The sequence below is a fragment of the Psychrobacter phenylpyruvicus DSM 7000 = NBRC 102152 genome (assembly GCF_000685805.1).
Lineage (GTDB): Bacteria > Pseudomonadota > Gammaproteobacteria > Pseudomonadales > Moraxellaceae > Psychrobacter > Psychrobacter phenylpyruvicus.
This window is the reverse complement of sequence record NZ_JMKP01000002.1, coordinates 70,428-90,088: the sequence shown is the minus strand read 5'-3', so window position 1 is coordinate 90,088 and position 19,661 is coordinate 70,428. Positions and strand designations below refer to the sequence as shown.

Genomic DNA, 19,661 nt, shown 5'->3' with positions numbered 1-19,661 from the left:
GTAACTTGTTAAGATAGTTTATATAAGGTCATATTTACCTTAGTCCATAATAATCACACATAAAAAAAGCCAAGCTTAAGCTTGGCTTTTTATTATTACCGCTTTTTTATGTTATTCAAATCAACTAACTTAAAGCGATTAACGATTCTGTTGACGCTTTAAATAATCTTGAATACTGTTGGTCTTCGTAGCACTAGTCTGTGAAGTAGCGGTAGTGCTCGCAGGACTAGCTGGCTGACTCTGCGGCTGAGGCTGTGATTTTTGCTGGGCATGAAACGCACTGGTATGTGTTGCACGATCAACAGTGTGAGTACTAGTTGCAGAAGGCATTGGCTCAGGAGTTTCTCTCTCATCTAAAGTCAAACCAGTAGCAATAACTGTCACATGTAGGTCTTCGCCTAGTTTTTCATCAATTACAGTACCAATGAAAATATTCGCTTCTTCAATATCTGTAATATCGTTTACAACTTCAGTTATCTCATTTAGCTCATCTAACGTTACTGATTCAGATGACACAACGTTTACGATTAGACCTTTGGCATTTTCTAATAGTAAGTCATCTAGTAGGGGTGAACGGATGGCTTTTTCAGTTGCTTGACGCGCGCGATCTTCACCGCTGGCACGACCAATACCCATCATCGCATGACCTTTGGCGGTCATTGCAGTGCGAATATCGTTAAAGTCAATATTAATCACACCTTCACTAGAAATGGTTTGGGCGATACCTTGTACCGCATGCATCAATACGTCATCTGCTTTTTTGAAGGCATCTTGCATAGAGATATTGCCATAAACTTTAAGCAGTTTGTCATTAGGAATGGTAATAATTGAGTCTACAAAGTTAGACAGTGCATCGATACCGGCTTTGGCTGCCTTAATACGCTTACCACCCTCGAATTTAAAAGGAGTGGTAACCACACCCACAGTTAAAATTTCCATTTCTTTAGCAATACGAGCCACCACAGGCGCAGCACCAGTACCGGTACCACCACCCATACCCGCAGTGATAAACACCATGTCTGAGTTCTCAAGCAGTTCGCGGATGGCATCTTCATCTTGTTCTGCAGCTTCACGACCCACTTCAGGGTTTGCTCCAGCACCAAGACCACGGTTAGTCTGTGCACCAAGTTGCAGCTTATTTTCAGCAGTTAATCTGTCTAAAGCTTGTTTATCGGTATTTGCACAAACAAAAGTCACTCCTTTAACGCCTTGTTGAACCATATGCTCAACTGCGTTACCACCGCCGCCGCCTACACCGAAAACTGTAAAACGAGCCTGACCATTGTTTAAATCGTGGCCATTGCTAGCCATTGTATACTTAGACATTATCACTCCTTGAGGCCATCTATGTAGTCAGTTTACTTACTCATAAGTGCTAACTAATAATGACTTTGAAATATGAAATTTAATAGATAAAGAAATTATATTATGCTTTTGAAAAAATTACTCAAATTGTGTTTGAAAGTGCTAAATTTATTAGGCTTATTCACCTCTAATGCTTCTGGTGAACTTTTTTCACTGTGCTTAAACTGTTCGCTTTGACTGTATAACAAGGCACCATAAGCGGTTTGCAAGGCACGCTGATTCACCCGCAAATTAAGCTCTTTAACCTTATCATCATCACCAAAGTGAGTATAAGCGGTAATAGCATCATGGGTATTGCTCATAACCACAGGCATCTCAAGCAAACGCTTTGAAAAACGTACCATTCCACGAATCTGACTGCCACCGCCCGTTAGAATGACACCACGTTGCAGATAGTCCATTAAGCCTTCATCAGCTAATTTTTGGAAAATAATCCGATAGATTTCGATATAGCGAGCTTCAATAATTTGAGCCAACTGTAACATGCTGATGGTTGCTTCATCAGCCATGCCTACTCTGGCAAAAGTCTCAAACCTAGTAGGATCTACATCACGAGTATCTACTGTGCCTCTCTGAATTTTCAGCTTTTCAGCTTCCATCATAGTGAGGTTCAACTCAGCAGATATATCCATTGTTACTTTATTGCCGCCCTCAGCAATACAGTGAGTAAATATGAGCTTGTTTTCACGATAAACGCAGATACTTGTGGTACTCGCTCCAATATCAATTAAACAAACCCCTTGCTCACGCTCTTGAGGCATTAAGCTATATTCAGCACTTGATACCGCATCGAACAACATATGGTCAATACTTATATCACAAGCCTGAATTAACTTTTGGATATTCTGTCGACTGGCCACTGGCATCATCATTAAGTGATACATGACAGTGACTTTATTGGCATACATGCCAATAGCATCATCTACCATCTGCTCTTGATTGTCTAAAAAGATACCTTGCTGGCAGTGATGCATAAGATAATGAGTATTAGGTAAAACACTAGCCTTGGCCAAACTCAAAGCTTTAACGATATGCTGAGTTTCTACCACGCCTTGCTCTATATCTACTGCCCCAAAGCCATTATGGCTTAGAAGCTCAGGCGTTGATAAAGTTAGCCACACACTGTGAATACGACAATTTGCCATTTCTTCAGCTTGGATGATGGCTTGACGAATAGAGCTTTTTAGGCGATCAAAATGCTTAATCTGACCTTGCTGAAAATCTTCAGTAGGTATCTCACCAACGCCCTTAATACGTATATCTGTTGCAGAGACAACATTACCAACCACAACATACACTGCAGTGGCGCTTAAATGAATGACGGCGAGAAGATTTTCAGATTTACTCATAAAGTTTAAAACATATATGTGTGTACTGTGCGGAATAATTAGTATAAAACTATACTAACGACCCTAAATAAAACAGTAAGGTTAAATTGGGGTTTCTGTCTAAATATTACTATGAGCCTATCCAATATATTGGCTAAATTCCAAGTCTAATAAACAATAGCTGTTACTATTTTTAGCCTAGTTTTGCCAATACTTTTCAAGTTCAAATTACTAAATAAAACCGCTTCAAATCATCTTTGAGGCGGCTTTAAATTAAAGTGGTATCTCACTTTCTTCAGCACTTGCTTCCTGCGCTGCTGCTCCCGTTGTTGTCTGTTCTACCTGCGCTTTCCAATCAATGACAAAGCCATTTTTATAACGTAGGTCAGCAGCAGCTATATTCTCTTTTTTATCTGCCAACTGGTTTTGTAATAGTTGGCTTAAGTTCATAAGTTTTTGGGAAGTATGCTCATTATCTACAATAATACGCATCCCATTATTAAATTTGATGGCCCAAGTCATACGGGGTGTTAATACCAAATCTTCTACTTGCATGTCTAACGGCGCAAACCACTGATTAACCTGCTGCATTTGCTGCATAATCAAAGTTGACTGATCGGCATCTCCTTGCAACATGATCAGTCCTGGTTGCAACAATTCAGACTCACTGACAGGCTTATATACTTTACCTTGTGAATCTATTAAATGCTCACTACCAAATCGTGCGATTGCTTCTCGGGGCAAAGCTGTGATAACAATACCTTCTCCCCATTTACGCTCGATATCTACTTGACTGATCCAGTCCTGCTGCATCGCACTGTCTTTAAGCTCTGGTAATACAGCTGTAAAAAAGCTGCCAGCTTCTTTTTTTGCCATAACCTTATTTAAGGTTTCATACTGAGCGGCATCTAGGTTTTTGGTATTCACAACCACTTTTGCAGGTTGCGAATGATAAATCCTATTTGATACTACAAAAAAAATAGCAACAAATAAAACTACTGTAAGAGTAATCCACGTTTTAGCGGATAGGTATTTACTTGGGTTCAGCGCAGTTTTATTCACAGAAGCAGCCGTAGTATCCATTTTTGTCTAATAACTCATAATTGTAACGTATTTGCTCAAGCAGCGATAGCAGCTATGTTTGGTGAGCATGTATCAATTTATGACAAAATATGACATAACAAGTTATATGAGTCATAAAATAGTGCCTGATGCCGTCATAATGACTGAAAACATCGCTCAAAATCGGTATTACTGATAGAGAGGCACCAAGCGGTTATTAATAGCAACTACCCACGGCTCTCTCTGTCTTGTTCCAAACTATAAGGTTTGAGCTAGGATGTGCCAACAAAGTTCTTCAAAATCCATACCCCGTGCTTTTGCCGCCATAGGAACCAAGCTGTGGCTAGTCATTCCAGGCACAGTATTGATTTCTAATAACCAGAAGTTGCCCTCTTCATCCTGCATCGCATCTACTCGCCCCCATCCTTCAGCATTCACTGCTTTAAAGGCGGCTAAGCTCAATTCTTGTAAATGCTTTTCTTCTTCTTCTGATAGACCACAGGGAATATGATACATCGTATCATTGCGATTGTACTTAGCTTCATAATCATAGAAGTTAGAAACATCTGCAGGCTGTAGACGAATCACTGGATAGGCTTCATCATCAATAATAACGATAGTGAACTCACGGCCTGTAATCCATTTCTCAGCCATAACCACGTCACCACACTCTGAAGCCAATTGATAAGCTTTCGGCAACTCATCTAAGGTATTTACTTTACTCATACCAATACTTGAGCCTTCATGAACCGGCTTAACCATCAAAGGTAAACCTAAAGCACTAACTACTTGCTGCCAATCAGTGTCTTTATTCAACACCGCAAAAGGGGCGGTTGATAGACCACAGCCCTGCCACAACTGCTTAGTACGAACTTTGTCCATACCAATGGCTGAAGCTAACACCCCTGAGCCTGTTTGTGGAATCTGCAACCAATCAAGTAGTCCTTGAAGCTGTCCATCCTCTCCGCCGCGGCCATGCAAGACGTTAAAGACACGATCATAGTTCTTCAGCTCAGTAACGTCCTGATCTTTTGGATCAAAATGTGTAGCATCCACACCTTGTGACTGTAAAGCTTTTAATACCGCTCTGCCACTGTCTAACGAAACAGCACGCTCGTTACTGATACCGCCATAGACAACAGCAACTTTACCAAAAACACTTGGGTCCTTAGTAGCTGTATTGGCTTGAGAGGAAGCATTATTTACATTTGAATTGGTAACAGATTGAGTCATAGTTATCGGCATCTTAAACAGTTAGATTTGGGGCAAAAAACAATTAGGGTTGTGGCAAATAAAATCATTGTAGACTGCAACAAAGAGCGTACACAGCCCAGTTTTCAATAGTATAGGTAAAATTAGCTTTAAAGCCTAATAATAATAGTTACAAATTAAATATAAAGGTTGTTGGCAGCCAACTCTTGGCAAAGCTGACCGACATTACCAGCCCCTTGAGTGATTAATATGTCACCTGCCTTTAACACGCGCTGCATAGCTGGTGCCAACTCTTCTTTATCAATCACCATTGGCTCTACCTCACCACGCAAACGAATACTACGAGCTAACGACTTTGTATCCGCACCAACAATTGGCGTCTCTCCAGCACTATAAACATCAAGTAGCATCAGCTCATCTACTTGTGATAACACAGCCACAAAATCATCATAGCAGTCGCGAGTACGGGTATAGCGATGCGGCTGGAACAACATAACTAAGCGGCGCTCTGGATAGCTTTCACGGGCAGCTTTAATAGTGGCCGCAACTTCTACTGGGTGATGACCATAGTCATCAATTAACAGCACATCGCCATCGTCCTTTTTAACACAAGCTTGCTGCTCAAAACGGCGACCTACTCCAGCAAATTTAGCCAATGCTCGTTTAATGGCTTCATCATCAACGCCTTCATCGGTCGCCATCGTAATCGCCGCTAAGGCATTTAGCACGTTATGTTGACCAGGAATATTCAACGTAAGTTGTAGTGGCTCATGATCTTTACGCAATACAGTAAAGTGGGTCTTAGTGCCTTCCACACGCACATCCGTGGCTTGAACATTATTGTGTGGCTCAAACCCAAAAGTCAACACAGGGCGACCGATATCATCGATCATGGCATACAACTCTTTGTCATCGCCGCAAACCACTGCCAGACCATAAAAAGGCATGTTTTGTAAAAACTGGATATAGGCAGCTTTCAGCTTATCAAAGCTATTGCCATAAGTTTCCATATGATCTTGGTCAATATTGGTGACAATAGCTGCCATTGGGTGAAGCGTCAAAAATGAAGCATCAGACTCATCGGCTTCTGCAATTAAATAGCGGCTCTCCCCTAAAGAGGCGTTCTTTCCAGAAGCATTAAGTTTACCGCCAATAACATAAGTGGGGTCTAAACCTGCTTCGGTCATCATCATGGTCAATAAGCTTGTGGTTGTAGTCTTACCATGAGCACCAGCAACGGCAATACCATGACGATAACGCATCAATTCACCCAGCATATCTGCACGACGTACTACAGGAAGCTGCGCTTTTAAAGCTGCTTGAATTTCAGGGTTTTCACGATCAATCGCAGAGGACACCACGATGACATCTGCCTGTGCAATATTCTTAGAGTCATGACCAATAAAGACTTTTATACCTAAGCTCTGTAATCTTTTTGTGACTGCACTTTCTTTGATATCTGAGCCACTTACCTCATAGCCTTGGTTTTTCATTACCTCGGCGATACCACACATCCCTGCTCCACCAATGCCAATAAAATGAATACACTTAATACGACGCATTTCAGGGATTTCAATTAATCTTTTGCGCAGATGTGGTTTTGACATAAATATCTCTTTTTTTCTAATAGATAAAACAAATTTTGATCTGCAGCTTTGCGCAGATTCATTTAATTTTTTAGGCTAACCTTAACCTAAGAAGGAACAGCTTATTTACTAATTTGGTTCCAGATGATATCAGCTGTAATAACCGTAGAGGCGGGATTGGCTAAGGCTTTGCCTTTTTCAGCCATTTTCTTACACTTCTCTCGATCCAAATCCAACAAGGTCTGGGCTAAATACTCTGGTGTTAATTTACTCTGCGGTATCAGATAAGCCGCATCTTCAATGGCCAGAGAACGGGCATTAGCGGTTTGATGGTCATCTACCGCATGAGGTAAAGGTACGAAAATAGCGGCTAAGCCTACGTTTGCTACTTCAGTTACGGTCAAAGCCCCTGCTCGGCACACTATGACATCGGCCCAAGAATACGCATCGGCCATATTATCTATAAAAGGTTTAACCGTAACATTATGCACCGTTCTGTCCACAGGGCCATAACTGTTTTGGGTGCTTGCTAAATTATTGCGACCACACTGATGATAGACTGTAATTGGCTTATCTATCTGTGCTAAAGCAGCAGGTACTGTGGTATTTAAGGCTTCGGCTCCTAGCGAGCCCCCAACCACTAACAGCTTTAAAGGACTATCATCGTTAAGGTCATAGCGCTCCTCTGGTGCAGCTATATTACAGATAGCTTCACGCACTGGGTTACCCACAGTTTCAAGTTTGGGGTTATCTGGGCTGTTACTATCACCGAAAGTATTAGGAAAAGCTTGAAGTACTTTAGCAGCTAACTTCGCTAAGTAACGGTTACTCATACCGGCAATGGCGTTTTGCTCATGAATAATCAACGGCGTACCAGTTGCTCTTGCTGCCAATCCACCTGGCGCACTCACATAACCCCCAAAGCCCACTACCACATCTATGTTATTTCTTTTAATAATTCTGATACTTGCTAACATGGCTTGAGACAAAGTAAAAGGCATTTTCAATATTCTGCCAATCCCTTTACCACGCAAGCCCTGCATGTCGATGGTATGAAATATATAACCGACAGGACGGACTAAGTCATTTTCCATACCTTGCGGGGTACCAAGCCAGTGTACGATAGCACCTCGTTTGGTCAGCTCTTCTGCCACCGCCAATGCTGGAAATACATGTCCTCCTGTCCCTGCCGCCATCATCAATATGTTTGGTGCAACATTTGCGCCCTTAGTAGGCACGCTATCTAGATGCGTATTGTTTACAGCAGGGGTCTCAGACACAGCAAAATCTCCTAGATTTTTGGTATAAAATAGGTCTACACAAAATTGAGAAAAATCATAGCATAAATAATAAACTTAGGCGATGATGTGCTTTTCACAAGGCTGCTTATTGTACAACAAACAGCCAGGCTATTACTAAAGATATCATCGCAATTTCAATCCCATTAAACCTTAGAAAAATAGCATAAAAAATAAAAAACCAAGCCACGAACGAGTCGTAGCTTGGCCAATATTTATGGTCAATCTTCAGTAATATTGATATTCACTATTCGCTCAGTCATTACTGCAAAAAAACACATACTACAACAACCTATCGCTTTGTATTTGACTCTGAAACTAATAGCAACGTTTTACTGAACAAACCGATCAATTTCTAGGCTATTATCTAGCCCCTCAATCACTGACGAGAGCAATCCTAACGGCGTTTTAAAGTCCTAGTTTTACCTATAAAAGAAACCCCTTTATAGCCACGTAACTTTAAGGTATTACCATTTAACTCAGCTTTACCTGAGAAGGTCATGCCAGTTTCTGGCTCAATACCTTTACCCCCTTCGTATTTATTAGGGTTTTTTGGATCTGCTTTAAGATCCCAAAGTACTGTGGCTCCGGTTAAAGGCTTGTTTTTGAACTTACCCTTACAGGTATCACAAACAGTCTTAGAGCCGGCACGAGGATCAAGAACTTCCACGATTTTTGCAGAAAGCTTACCATTACTCTCACTAAACTGAATCACTGCATCAGGCTTACCACTATCATTATAAGTAGTCCACTTGGTGTTATTTAATTGGTCTGCAGCACTGGCACTAAATCCAATAGCCAAGCCAGCCGTTAATAAAAGAGATTTTGTAAAAGTTTTCATAGTAGCTCCAGTATTCATAATACTTCCTTGTATCAATTTAATTAAACTCAATAAAACTGCTATTTATAACTGCGCTGTACAAGGCTAAGGCACTAAGCTAAAAACAGAAAGAAAGCTTTTCTAGTCCAAATAATTTAGCAGATACTTAGCCCTGTAATAGAAATTTACCAGTCAATAGAAACTTACTACTTAATAGAAATTTATAAGTCACTAGCAGTTTATAATAAAAGCAGTTATAGAGAACTGTAGCAAAAAACTAAGGGGATTGTCACTAAATCTTTAATTTAATTGTTATATAAGCTTAACTTTATATTACTATATTCTTTCTATAGTAATTTTTAACAGAAATATCTCACCTATAAGCTATGACTGTATTTTATTTTCAATAGCTATGATTAAGTCCGTGGCAATATCAGTACCGCACTGATCATTAATTTCACGAATACAAGTGGGACTAGTAACGTTAATTTCAGTTATTTTGCCACCAATAACATCTAGGCCAACGAACATTAGTCCCTTTTCTTTGACAATAGGCGCGACTTTTTTTGCCACAGCCATTTCTTGTTCGGTAACTGGCATTGCCACCCCTTGGCCTCCAGCAGCCAGGTTGCCGCGAGTCTCGCCTTTGGTTGGAATACGAGCCAAGCTAAATGGAACAATCTCCCCATCGACAATTAGAATACGCTTATCACCTTCTTTAATCTCAGGCAAATAACGCTGAGCCATAATTGGCAACGTTTCAAGCTCTGTTAGCATTTCAAGGGTGGCACCAATGTTTGGGCTGTCTGCTGTTAATCTAAAGATGCCTGTTCCCCCCATACCATCTAATGGCTTAACGATAACGTCTTGTTGCTCAGCAATAAACTCACGAATATGAGACTGTTTGCTAGTGACAATGGTTGGACTCATCAAGTCACTAAACCAAGTGGCAAATAGCTTTTCATTACAATCACGAATGGCTTGTGGATCGTTTACCACTAACACGCCTGCCTCTTTTGCATGGTCAAGCATATAGGTGCTATACAAAAAGCGCATATTAAATGGCGGATCTTTACGCATTAAGATCACATCATAATCGGTAATTGGATGGGTGGTTTTTGGTTCTAAACTATAAAAATCTTGCGGATCACGGCGTACCGTTACTTTCTGAGAGTCAACTTTCAGCTCACCTCTATCTAACCACATATCATGAATTTGACAGTAACCTAAATCATGACCCCGATCACTGGCAGACCACATCATAGCCAGTGTTGAATCCTTTTTATAATTAACGTTCTCAATGGGATCCATGACCACTAAAATATTAAGTGGCTTAGTATTTGACTGTTGACTCATGATAATTTACTCCGCTTAAACTGCCTCTGACAGATAGATACTTATAGTTATAATAAGGGTAGTTATAATAAAGCTGCCAACCTAAGATTGACAGCTTGAGTATAAAAAATTGACAAAAAATGATACTAGCGATACAAAGCTATCAGCAGTTAACTCACTACTGTCTTAAACGCCGTATTGTTCGCGGTAATGACGCATCTTGGCCAACTGATTTGGCTCTCCATGTTTTGCCACATAATCAATGATGTCATCGATATCTACCAACGCTTGAACAGGTACCTGTAAGCTTTCTGCCAACTCTTGAATAGCAGACTGTTCATTTTGACCGCGCTCTTTACGATCCAATGCCACAATAATACCAGCTACTGTCGCTCCGGCTGCAGTAAGAATTTCTACCACCTCTCGCATTGCTGTACCGGCAGTGATCACATCATCTAATACCCACACAGCTTTGCCACTGACATCGGCGCCCACTAGATTTCCGCCTTCACCATGATCTTTTGCCTCTTTACGGTTATAACCCCAACGCGCATTGATACCATGATTATTCCACAGAGCTTGCGCAGTTGCTGCCACAAAAGGAATACCTTTATAAGCAGCACCAAAAATAACCAACTCATCACTCTGAGACTCTTTGACTTGCTCTGCCAACGCTTGGGCATAACCGTTAGCCAGTAGAGATAAGGTTTCACCAGTGGCTAATAGACCAGCATTAAAGAAGTACGGGCTAATACGACCAGACTTAAGAACATACTCACCAAACTTTAAAACATCGTTTGATAAAGCCAGTTGAATAAAGTCACTACTGCTAAAAGTGCTATTTGAAGGAGGAACTGCCATGAATAATCCTATAGAACCAATAAAATTTATGTTAACTTTTAGCCCAATAAAGCATTGCTAAGCCAAAAGCCCTGACCACAACACCGGTCAAATAAACGACGGTATTATAGCGGTTATAATGAATTAATGCAGGTATAGATCAAGAGGCTATGACCAACCATTAATATAATAGTTACTCAGGTTAGGATATCGAATAAATAACGACGATTGAGAGGAGACATTGATATAGATTGCCTGGCCTAAATTGCCGCTAGTCTCTCCCTTATTGTTGACAGTTGAAGCTGACGAATGCTTACTGGCATGAACTACATCGAAACCTAAATAGCTAGCAGCCACCACCACATGACCCTCGAACAATCTAATTTGACGATACTGTTTTTCAAACTGTGGGTGCTCATTACATTGGCTTAAAACGTAACTGCGCATATGCTGGCATATCTGCTTTGCGGTTAAGCTGCGATTAATACTTTGACGTGGCTGGCACTGTTTTAAGATGTGTACAGCGGCGCTACAGGCCAATATATCAGTAGTTAGACTATCAACTTCATTGTCAAAGCGCTCAGGATATAAGATGGCCTCCCAGCTAGGCGCAAATAAATCATTAATCATCTCTGGCATAGCTGCAGACAAGCTACTTGCACTATTATCAGTTATCGCCGGCTTGGTACCAACTGATTGTTGCGACTCACTGCTACTCTTAAAGCCATAGCGAGTCAAAGCTGGATATTTAACACAGACCTGATAAATATCAGACATGTCCAATAAGGACATCTGAGTTAAAGGAGCTAAAATCTTTGCCTCGCTATTAGATTTAGGCTCAAAAAACTGATTGGGCAGATTGATTAAACCACCCAACTGCAATAAATCTAAATGCGAAGCAAGCTCAGGAGAAGCAATTAGTGCCCACATTGAAGCTTCATCTGCATTTTTTTCTTTAGCAGAAACATTGTACATCGACAACAACTTACCCAAGCTTTGTTGATAGCGAGGGGCAGGCTCGGGGATATCAGTCAAAGGGCGATCAGGATTCACAGTAGCCGTAGATGAATGAAAATTAGGATGTCTCATTCCAGAATACTCAATTTGATTTTGTAATAAAGACTGAGCGATTAAGTCTTCGTTATCAGTATTTTTGAAACTGTCCGTTCGCAAGTTACCCTCTTTACATATTATGTATATTTGCCACCTATAATACGTGCTTTTTGGACAATAGGATATTGAGAATTATCACCCCTAAAGTCCACAAGTAAAATAAGCAGCTATCTTACCGCCCTCTATTTGGATTGTAAAATATGACTATAGCCGCTTTGCCAATCAGGAAACTGCAGCCAGTCACGAGGGATATTGCTATGCAGACGCTTACCACCAGGGTTACTGCTATTAGCATCAGAATCCACAGCTGGCACAGTGCTGTCTAGCTGCTCAGCCAACCAAGTGGTTATTTCAAAGGAGGTCACAGGAGCATAATCTGTGGCTAAATACATCGGCTTTACATCATCCGTATCTTCTAGCAGCACCTGCACAATGATATTAATCAAATCAGTGTCCATAATTCGATTGGTCCAGACATTTAGTGGCATAGGCTCTTTTTGCTGCTCTTTTGCTTTACGCACCCGCATCAAGCGCTGCTCGCCATAGATACCACTAGGACGGATAATGACGGCACGATCACCATAAGCTTGTTGTAACACCCGCTCCGCTTGGAGGATATATTGCGAAGCTTCCCGTTTGGGCAGTTGAGGCTCAACGGTTTCATCTATCCACTGTCCCTCATCTTGACCATAGACCCCAGTTGATGAGATAAACACTACCCTTGTTAGTTGCGGTAATTGGCTTTGTAATTCGGCAATGTGCTGTGCGATTCCTAAATAAGTGTTTTTATAATTCTCAGCGTCATAATTGTTAGGGGCAACTATTATTGCAATATGAGTAAAATCTTGAATCTGCTCTGCAGTTAACTTTAGCGCATCGGCTTGAAGAAAATGAGCTTGATCATCCAAATCATATTCCTGACGCTCTCTCCTTGCCAAGCCAGTTACTTGTTTTTGCCCTGTTGCCAGAATGTTGGTCACTGCAAGTCCTATGTCACCTTGTCCGATGATTAAAAACTTGCGATTTTTAGGATTGGAAGAATTTACTGATGAGAACTGACTCATTATTTTTATCCTTATTTCATTTAAATCTTTTTTTATCTCTTACTTTTATAATCTTTTATAATAATACAGTGGCTTGCTTTTTTAATATTTGGTTTTAACTATATTTAAGATTCAAGGATAACACAATTAGAGAGCATCATATTTTGACTGTTACTTATTCACTATTATTCAGTTTAAGGTATGTTAGTTACAAAAAAAATTACAACAAACAGCTAAACTGTTGTTGACCTTTTTTTAAACACTCATTACAATCCTGAATATCAAAGATAGTCTTCTATCTTAGCTTATCCCAACAACCCCTCCTTATCTTTTTCTATCTAGTATCCCAGTAACACTCTCGCTTGATTCAGTAAAATCACTTTGTGTCACGATTCGATTTAATCATAAGAAGTCTCACTGGTCCCTAAATTTTTTAACTGGCTTAACCCAGGGATTTAAATATATGAAACTTTTTTCTAAAATTGCATTAGCTACCGCTACCGTCTCTATCGCTTCTTTTGCTTCAGCAGCATCTGTTAGTGGTTCAACTGACTTTCGCGTGACTTTACCTGAAATCCTAGTTCTTTATCATTGGGATGATGCGCATTTGAAATTAACCAATGAGGTAAACTATGTTACCGGCGATGCAGCTACTCGTGAATTAACGACTGCAATAGGTCAGTCTTCTTATGAAATTCCTGGAGCTGCAGTTAAGACAGATGCGAATAGTCAGCGCGCAGGTAATGATACTGTTAATGTAACTCTTAAAGATGCTTGGGCTGTGCGTAGCTTATCTTCGGCACCTGTTACCCTAAAGGTAGAGACAAAAAATAATACCCTTACCAATATTACTAATAATACATCCAAAATAGCTGTTTCTGCTGCAACTTTGAAATCTGATAGCCAGAGTGTTACTGCTCAAGGTACGAATACAGTTAAGATTCCATCAGGATGGACTCCTGTGTTAGGTGATATTAATTTTAGTATTAATTTATCTCAAGCTAATCATTCTGGTGAATACACCTCTCACGGCTCTGCTGGTGCTGCACAACCGGGAGCCACAACAGATACATTCTTACTTACTTTATCTGGTAACTAAAAATACAACTTGTTAATACCGACTCAATCAAAGTCTTATATTAACTATTTTATTTAATAAAAATACCAGCATTATAATGCTGGTATTTTTTTAGCTATAGTCTAAATTGATAATTAGAATTAGTTTATATAATGTTATAAAACAAATTCTAGTCGTAAAGAATATCCTACGTAAGGCCCCCTCTATGAAACTCACCACTCCCTCCAAACTATCAAAGAGTTTTTTATCTTTATCTTTCATTACTATTTCATTATTTACTGCATCTTCTGCCCATGCAGAACTGATTATCCATACTTCAAAAGACGCGAGCGGTCTGACCAGCATGGTAGTTAATCAAGACAAGCAAAAAGACTTGCCACCGGCACAGCTGGGCATTACGCCTGCGCGTATTGATGAAACCATATCGCTAAAACAAAACAAAAACACCTCAAGGCTTAATCAGTCTGTAACGCTCTACAACTATGGTACTAAGCCAAAAAAAATTCGTTTAAATCTTATTGATATGGATGCCACTGGCAAACCTGTTGAACCCAGTGAAACCACGTTAAAACCTTGGACTCTAATTAACCCAACAGAATTCACCATTGCACCAGGTGGCTATCAAACGGTACGTATGGCGATTCGCTTGCCAATACAGTTTCCAGCCGGTAAACATGGGGCAATGCTGTCCATTGAACAGCAAGTAGATAAGTCATTAACTTATGATGCAGATGGCAAAGGTGTGACGCTAGAAATCGGATCACGCTATGGCTTGCCTGTATTTATCAATGTTGAGTAAGCAGTCTAAGCCACGTAAAACTCCATTCTTTTCTATTGATACTTTATATTACTACTACTCCTTATCTTAACTTATTAGATATTTTTGAGCAGCATTTGCCAGATATGATCAGGAAACATACCACCTTACGCTTAATGATTCTGGCTTCTATGCCCTCAATAGGTAGCCTTAGCTTAGCTGCTTTTGCCGCAGTGCCCTCTACCTCTAATAATAGCGTAAATAACGACATCACTACATCACAACGCCTAAAACCAAGTTTGGTAGGTGTGGTTGTCAATGGTCAAGAAGTAGATGCCATTGATATTTTGTATGATGCTCGTGTTAACGACCTTCCAGTAAACGAAACGATTAGTAGTTCTACTCAAACTAACCACTACTACTTCGTGTCTATAGACGACTTAAGCCGTTTGACTGGGGTGGTATTTGAGCCTATTGCACAAACCAATGAGACTAGCTCTGCAACTGTCTCGTCTACTCAGTATTTGATAAAAACTCCCATCGGTGATGCACAAATCGCAGAAAACTCTTTTATAAAAAAAGATAATAAAAACTATTTGGCCCTGAGTAGTCTAAAAAAGCTTGGCATTACGGCTGATTATAATCAGGCTGATCTTGCCATCAGCCTCAACATGGGCTGGCTACCAGAAAACATTAAAAACGACTCATCGCCTACCAGAAAAGCATCTGAAAAGCGGCCCATCGACTACTACCCCAGCAAAGCTGGAATTCTAGGCTTGTCTTTTGATAGCTCGGTCAGTATTGCAGAAAACAATACAGCTCCGAATCAACCTCAATCCACCAGCCGAAGTGTTTACGCAAACCTTGGTGCTTTTGGGTATGGCTTGGGAGGAGTCTGGGGCGCTAAAGCGGTAGGTATGGAAAATCATTCAGAAAAAAAATCCAATAATAATTTTACTGATATCGCTATCGACGGTTTTAGTACGCTACCCTCAGATTGGGAAATTGATAATTTATACTGGGCAAAGTCTGGTAAAAATATTGCTACCCGGCTTGGGACTAGCCAGCCTAATGCCTTAGGTCAAGGTGCTCAAACTTCAGGCTCAGAGTTTACCGGTGCTTTAGTAGCTTACAGTAATCGTGATATTAACCGGCACTTGGCTTACTTTGATGACAACAGCAGTAGTTTATTGCAAAACACCAACCAAGATTATCAACATATTATTGGCGTTGGTGAGCCTGGCGGAGTTGCAGAACTTCGTATTGATGGGCGGACTATTGCCAGAGTCCAAATTGGCCTTGATGGGCGCTATGAGTTTTTGAATCTAGATGTTAATCAGCTCAACCTAATTGATAACCTAGTAGAAATTGCTATATTTGCTTATCCTTTAGCCCGTCAGCCATTAGAGGTTCGACCAGTTTTCTTGGGTAAACGCCGTACCAATGCGGCTACTAACGAGCTACTGCTTGAAGCAGGGTTTGGTCGTGCAGGCAATGCTTTTAATAGTAATGACAATAATAATGATACAGCTGCCCATATATACGCTGAGTATGGTTTAAGCAATCGCTTGGCCATTCGTGGTGGTGCCAATACCAACTTGCAAAACAGCAAGGATGATGATGACTCTATCTCTTGGCATACTGGGCTGAACTATACCCCCTCCGCTTACAGTAATATTGATTTAAGCTATGCCAATACGCCCTCTCAAAATCTATGGCAGGCTCAGATTCAATACAATCTCGCAAAGTTATGGGCCAATTATCAGTATAATTTAAGAGAATATGATTCTACTCGCACTACATCTCAGGGCAAACAGCGTGATCAACTTCATCAATTATTTTTGAATTACCAGCCATCAAGCAACACCAGCATTACCTTAAATCAATATTATGAAGATATTGCAAATATCATAAATGCAGATAATTACTACGCCTATGCAGGTGTTAACCATCAATTTAGTCCCTCAATGAACGGGGGGCTTAATTGGGATACACGCGGTGATCGTTATAATTACCGTTTGTCATGGCAAGATATTAACAGAAAGGCTGATGACAATCGATTGACCCGAAATACGGTAGGGTTATCTGGTGATAACGACAGTGACACAGTATCGCTAAGGCATCAGTTCAGTGATCAAACCAGCTTAGGTCAGTCTATCAGTTACCGTCATGGGCAAAGTGATCTTCTATACCAAGGTGACATTAATCATCGCATGAATGGTATGGGATTAAGTGTCGACAACACATCGCCACTAAGACAGCTTAGTAGCATACTTAGCCTGGGTTATAGCCTGTATGACAATAAAGTAGGCTGGCAAGCTGACTGGCAGCTGATACATCAAAACAGTGTCAACTTTAGCCTTGGGTATAAGCATAAATACGTGGATTCTATATCGACAGACCGTTTAGATGGCCTGTTGATTGATGAGGGAGGCTTCATTCGTGATAACTCCCTGCCAGCATGGACCCAGAATAACTATCTCTATGCCAGACTGTCTTTTGATATGTTTAAAGCACCGAAACAAGGCTTGAAACTTGGTAACTATCCTCGCCAAAACTTAGGCAGTGTTATTGTTGATATTGCCCACCCTGCAGAACCACAAATTGGTAGTGAAGCCATGACCTTTACTTTAGACAATCAAAAGGTAGATGCCAGTCTTTTGGGCTCTAGTGATACTAGCAGTCAGTATTTAATTAGTAACATTAAAGCCGGTGAATACACGTTAAACATGGACGCCAAAGACTTGCCACTTGAATACAGTACGGTTGAGCTACCCACACCGCGTATCCGTGTAGCTAACTACTCGCCAACTTCTGTACCAATTAATTTGCAAAAAACGTATGGGATATCAGGTAAGCTGGCTAGTGCCAAACAAGATATCGAAATAGGCATTTATCAGGGCAACCAATTAATACAATCCACTACTTCAGGTAGCTTTGGCTACTTCCAAATGTTTGGGCTACCTTCTGCGACATACACTTTAAAGTCACCAGGTTATCAGGAACAGCAAGTTGTGATTGATGATGATTTTGTGATGCAAATTGTGTTACAGCCAACAGATTAAATAAGGCTAAGCTATATAGACTTAATATAGATAAGTCGATTAAGAGAAAGTCATGAATATTGCATATGCCCAAAAAATGTCATTAAGACTAGCTATTTTAGCCACCACTAGTTTTATCGGCCAAGCTGCGCTTGCGGCATGTCCCGATATTTCTAGCGACCCTTTAGATAACGTTGGTAGAGTGAATATTCCTGGTAGCTATCCAGAAACAGTATTTTTCTGCAAACAAAACTTTGCTTCAGCTAACCTAACTTTCAGTCCAAACCCTAATACGATACTACCCGGTGGTAGTCAAGTTATAAGTATGGGTAGTAAAACCCAAACCTCACCCATTCAACAAAATATTCAAATACAAGGTTTCATACCCAATAACTTAAACATCAACTTAAATTCGGGTAATCTATCTGCTTTATTCCCAAGCTCTGGTGGCTATAAAAACTCGCCTAGTCTATTTAATTTTTATACTAAAATCGCTTATGCTAGTAGCTGTTTATCTGCACCTCGGGGTGGTAACCAGTACGATTTATTAAAAAACTACTTACGAGACAATCCTAATATATTTACTCTTATCGGGCAGTCATCTGTCCCACAAAGATTAGATAACTCTCCACAAGATATTGTTATATTTAAAAATGCTCAATTAATAAATAAAAACAACCCTAATCAAAAAATTATTGCAGATATTACTTTATATCATGCCAGTCAAAATGTGTCAGATGCTTTTTTTGAAACTGGCTTTTTGCAGCCTAAATACTGCTGGCTTGGCATTGGTGCAAGAGTGGATTTAAAGAATATGAATTTAAGCAATACCGGTAATTACGATTTGACCCTTGCGGTTAATACGCAATAAAACACCGTCTGATTAGAAAATCCTTTTTATAGCGATAATATTAATCAGTGGCTTATGAGAGACTTATGAATATATTTAAAATCAACCACAGTTATAATTTATTAGTCAAAGCTGCTTTGCTGTCTTTCTGCAGTTTAACAGCAGGACAGGCCTTAGCTTGCCCTGCTGTTTATTTTACTAACCAAGTGGAACGGCTTAATACCACTAACGATCAAGATGGAAAGACAATCTATTTCTGTAAGCAAGAGGGTTTTACCCCTAGTCAGTTACAATATAACCTGCAACCAAATTCGTTGCTGCCAGGGGGAAACAAAGTAATTTCCATGGGCTCTGCAATACAAAAAAGCCCATTAGTAGGATCCATTAATTTAATAGGCCCAGGTATAACGCCGTTGAATCTTAATCCAGTCATAGCCAAAATTAACTTTCCTAATGGGGGTGGCTTGAATAATAAATCTGCTTTATTCAACTTTTATACCAGAGTGAACGCACCAGGCACTTCAGATAGGTGTACAGGTGCCTCACAATATGATGTTATTAGAAACTACTTACGTAGTAATCCAAGTATATTTCAAGCAAATAACGCCTATTCCAGTAGCAGTGGGCCAAAGCTAGCCACTGCCATCACTACTGGTAATGACTTGGCTATTATCAAAAACGCTGAGATTCGAAATGGTAATAGCTTTATTAAAGCCGATATTACTTTTTATCACTCAAATGCAGGGGAGCAGGGTCAGTTTTTCACCGACAGACAATATAATAAGCAGTTTTGTTGGGTAGCGGTGGGTACCAAAATTGATATAAAAGATGATGCGACAAATATCAATAGAGCTGGTGAACACTTATTAGATGTAGCCGTCAGTGTCCCTTAATATCTATCTATTGTATATAGTATTGAGTCTATTAACT

Annotated in this window: 16 protein-coding genes; 5 read left to right on the top strand and 11 right to left on the bottom strand. The window is 40.2% G+C overall.

All coding sequences use genetic code 11. The annotated features are described in order from the left end of the window. Positions 1 to 138: 138 nt before the first annotated feature. The 11 genes from ftsZ to G561_RS0101120 all read right to left on the bottom strand — a co-directional run bounded on the left by ftsZ (position 139) and on the right by G561_RS0101120 (position 13,023). Positions 139 to 1,326, bottom strand: coding sequence for a cell division protein FtsZ (gene ftsZ / locus G561_RS0101170; RefSeq protein WP_028857912.1), 1,188 nt, complete (start codon positions 1,324 to 1,326; stop codon positions 139 to 141). A gap of 95 nt (positions 1,327 to 1,421) precedes the next feature. Next, positions 1,422 to 2,714 (bottom strand): cell division protein FtsA, encoded by a 1,293-nt coding sequence (gene ftsA, locus G561_RS0101165; RefSeq protein WP_028857911.1) that lies wholly within the window; start codon positions 2,712 to 2,714, stop codon positions 1,422 to 1,424. Positions 2,715 to 2,966: 252 nt separating this feature from the next. Next, positions 2,967 to 3,776, bottom strand: coding sequence for a cell division protein FtsQ/DivIB (locus G561_RS0101160; RefSeq protein WP_028857910.1), 810 nt, complete (start codon positions 3,774 to 3,776; stop codon positions 2,967 to 2,969). Positions 3,777 to 4,013: 237 nt separating this feature from the next. After that, entirely contained in the window at positions 4,014 to 5,000 is a 987-nt protein-coding gene (locus tag G561_RS0101155; RefSeq protein ID WP_028857909.1) for a D-alanine--D-alanine ligase, read from the bottom strand. Positions 5,001 to 5,143: 143 nt separating this feature from the next. Beyond that, a complete protein-coding gene (gene murC, locus G561_RS0101150; protein ID WP_028857908.1) occupies positions 5,144 to 6,574 on the bottom strand; it encodes a UDP-N-acetylmuramate--L-alanine ligase in 1,431 nt (476 codons plus the stop codon). A gap of 101 nt (positions 6,575 to 6,675) precedes the next feature. Next, positions 6,676 to 7,752: an undecaprenyldiphospho-muramoylpentapeptide beta-N-acetylglucosaminyltransferase gene (murG, locus tag G561_RS0101145; RefSeq protein WP_051584299.1), complete on the bottom strand. Its 1,077-nt coding sequence runs from the start codon at positions 7,750 to 7,752 to the stop codon at positions 6,676 to 6,678. Between the two features lie 496 nt (positions 7,753 to 8,248). Continuing rightward, positions 8,249 to 8,692 (bottom strand): DUF2147 domain-containing protein, encoded by a 444-nt coding sequence (locus G561_RS0101140; protein ID WP_028857906.1) that lies wholly within the window; start codon positions 8,690 to 8,692, stop codon positions 8,249 to 8,251. Between the two features lie 363 nt (positions 8,693 to 9,055). Beyond that, complete coding sequence (gshB, locus tag G561_RS0101135; protein ID WP_028857905.1) at positions 9,056 to 10,027, bottom strand: glutathione synthase; 972 nt, start codon at positions 10,025 to 10,027, stop codon at positions 9,056 to 9,058. A gap of 165 nt (positions 10,028 to 10,192) precedes the next feature. Then, the gene (gene pyrE, locus G561_RS0101130) at positions 10,193 to 10,867 is read right to left on the bottom strand and encodes an orotate phosphoribosyltransferase (protein ID WP_028857904.1); all 675 of its coding nucleotides are present in this window, start codon (positions 10,865 to 10,867) and stop codon (positions 10,193 to 10,195) included. A 147-nt stretch (positions 10,868 to 11,014) separates the two neighbouring features. Beyond that, on the bottom strand, positions 11,015 to 12,019 hold the full coding sequence (locus G561_RS0101125) for a hypothetical protein (protein WP_028857903.1): 1,005 nt from the start codon (positions 12,017 to 12,019) through the stop codon (positions 11,015 to 11,017). Between the two features lie 122 nt (positions 12,020 to 12,141). After that, on the bottom strand, positions 12,142 to 13,023 hold the full coding sequence (locus tag G561_RS0101120; RefSeq protein ID WP_028857902.1) for an NAD-dependent epimerase/dehydratase family protein: 882 nt from the start codon (positions 13,021 to 13,023) through the stop codon (positions 12,142 to 12,144). 442 nt (positions 13,024 to 13,465) lie between these two features. Here G561_RS0101120 and G561_RS0101115 point away from each other — a divergent pair, with 442 nt between their 5' ends. The 5 genes from G561_RS0101115 (at position 13,466) to G561_RS0101095 (ending at position 19,624) form a co-directional block, all read left to right on the top strand. Then, a complete protein-coding gene (locus tag G561_RS0101115) occupies positions 13,466 to 14,101 on the top strand; it encodes a hypothetical protein (RefSeq protein WP_028857901.1) in 636 nt (211 codons plus the stop codon). Between the two features lie 184 nt (positions 14,102 to 14,285). Beyond that, complete coding sequence (locus G561_RS0101110; protein WP_028857900.1) at positions 14,286 to 14,879, top strand: fimbrial biogenesis chaperone; 594 nt, start codon at positions 14,286 to 14,288, stop codon at positions 14,877 to 14,879. A 104-nt stretch (positions 14,880 to 14,983) separates the two neighbouring features. Then, positions 14,984 to 17,902: a hypothetical protein gene (locus G561_RS0101105; protein WP_028857899.1), complete on the top strand. Its 2,919-nt coding sequence runs from the start codon at positions 14,984 to 14,986 to the stop codon at positions 17,900 to 17,902. A gap of 52 nt (positions 17,903 to 17,954) precedes the next feature. Continuing rightward, positions 17,955 to 18,752: a hypothetical protein gene (locus G561_RS0101100; protein WP_028857898.1), complete on the top strand. Its 798-nt coding sequence runs from the start codon at positions 17,955 to 17,957 to the stop codon at positions 18,750 to 18,752. Positions 18,753 to 19,075: 323 nt separating this feature from the next. Further along, complete coding sequence (locus tag G561_RS0101095; RefSeq protein WP_155954107.1) at positions 19,076 to 19,624, top strand: hypothetical protein; 549 nt, start codon at positions 19,076 to 19,078, stop codon at positions 19,622 to 19,624. Positions 19,625 to 19,661 lie beyond the last annotated feature (37 nt).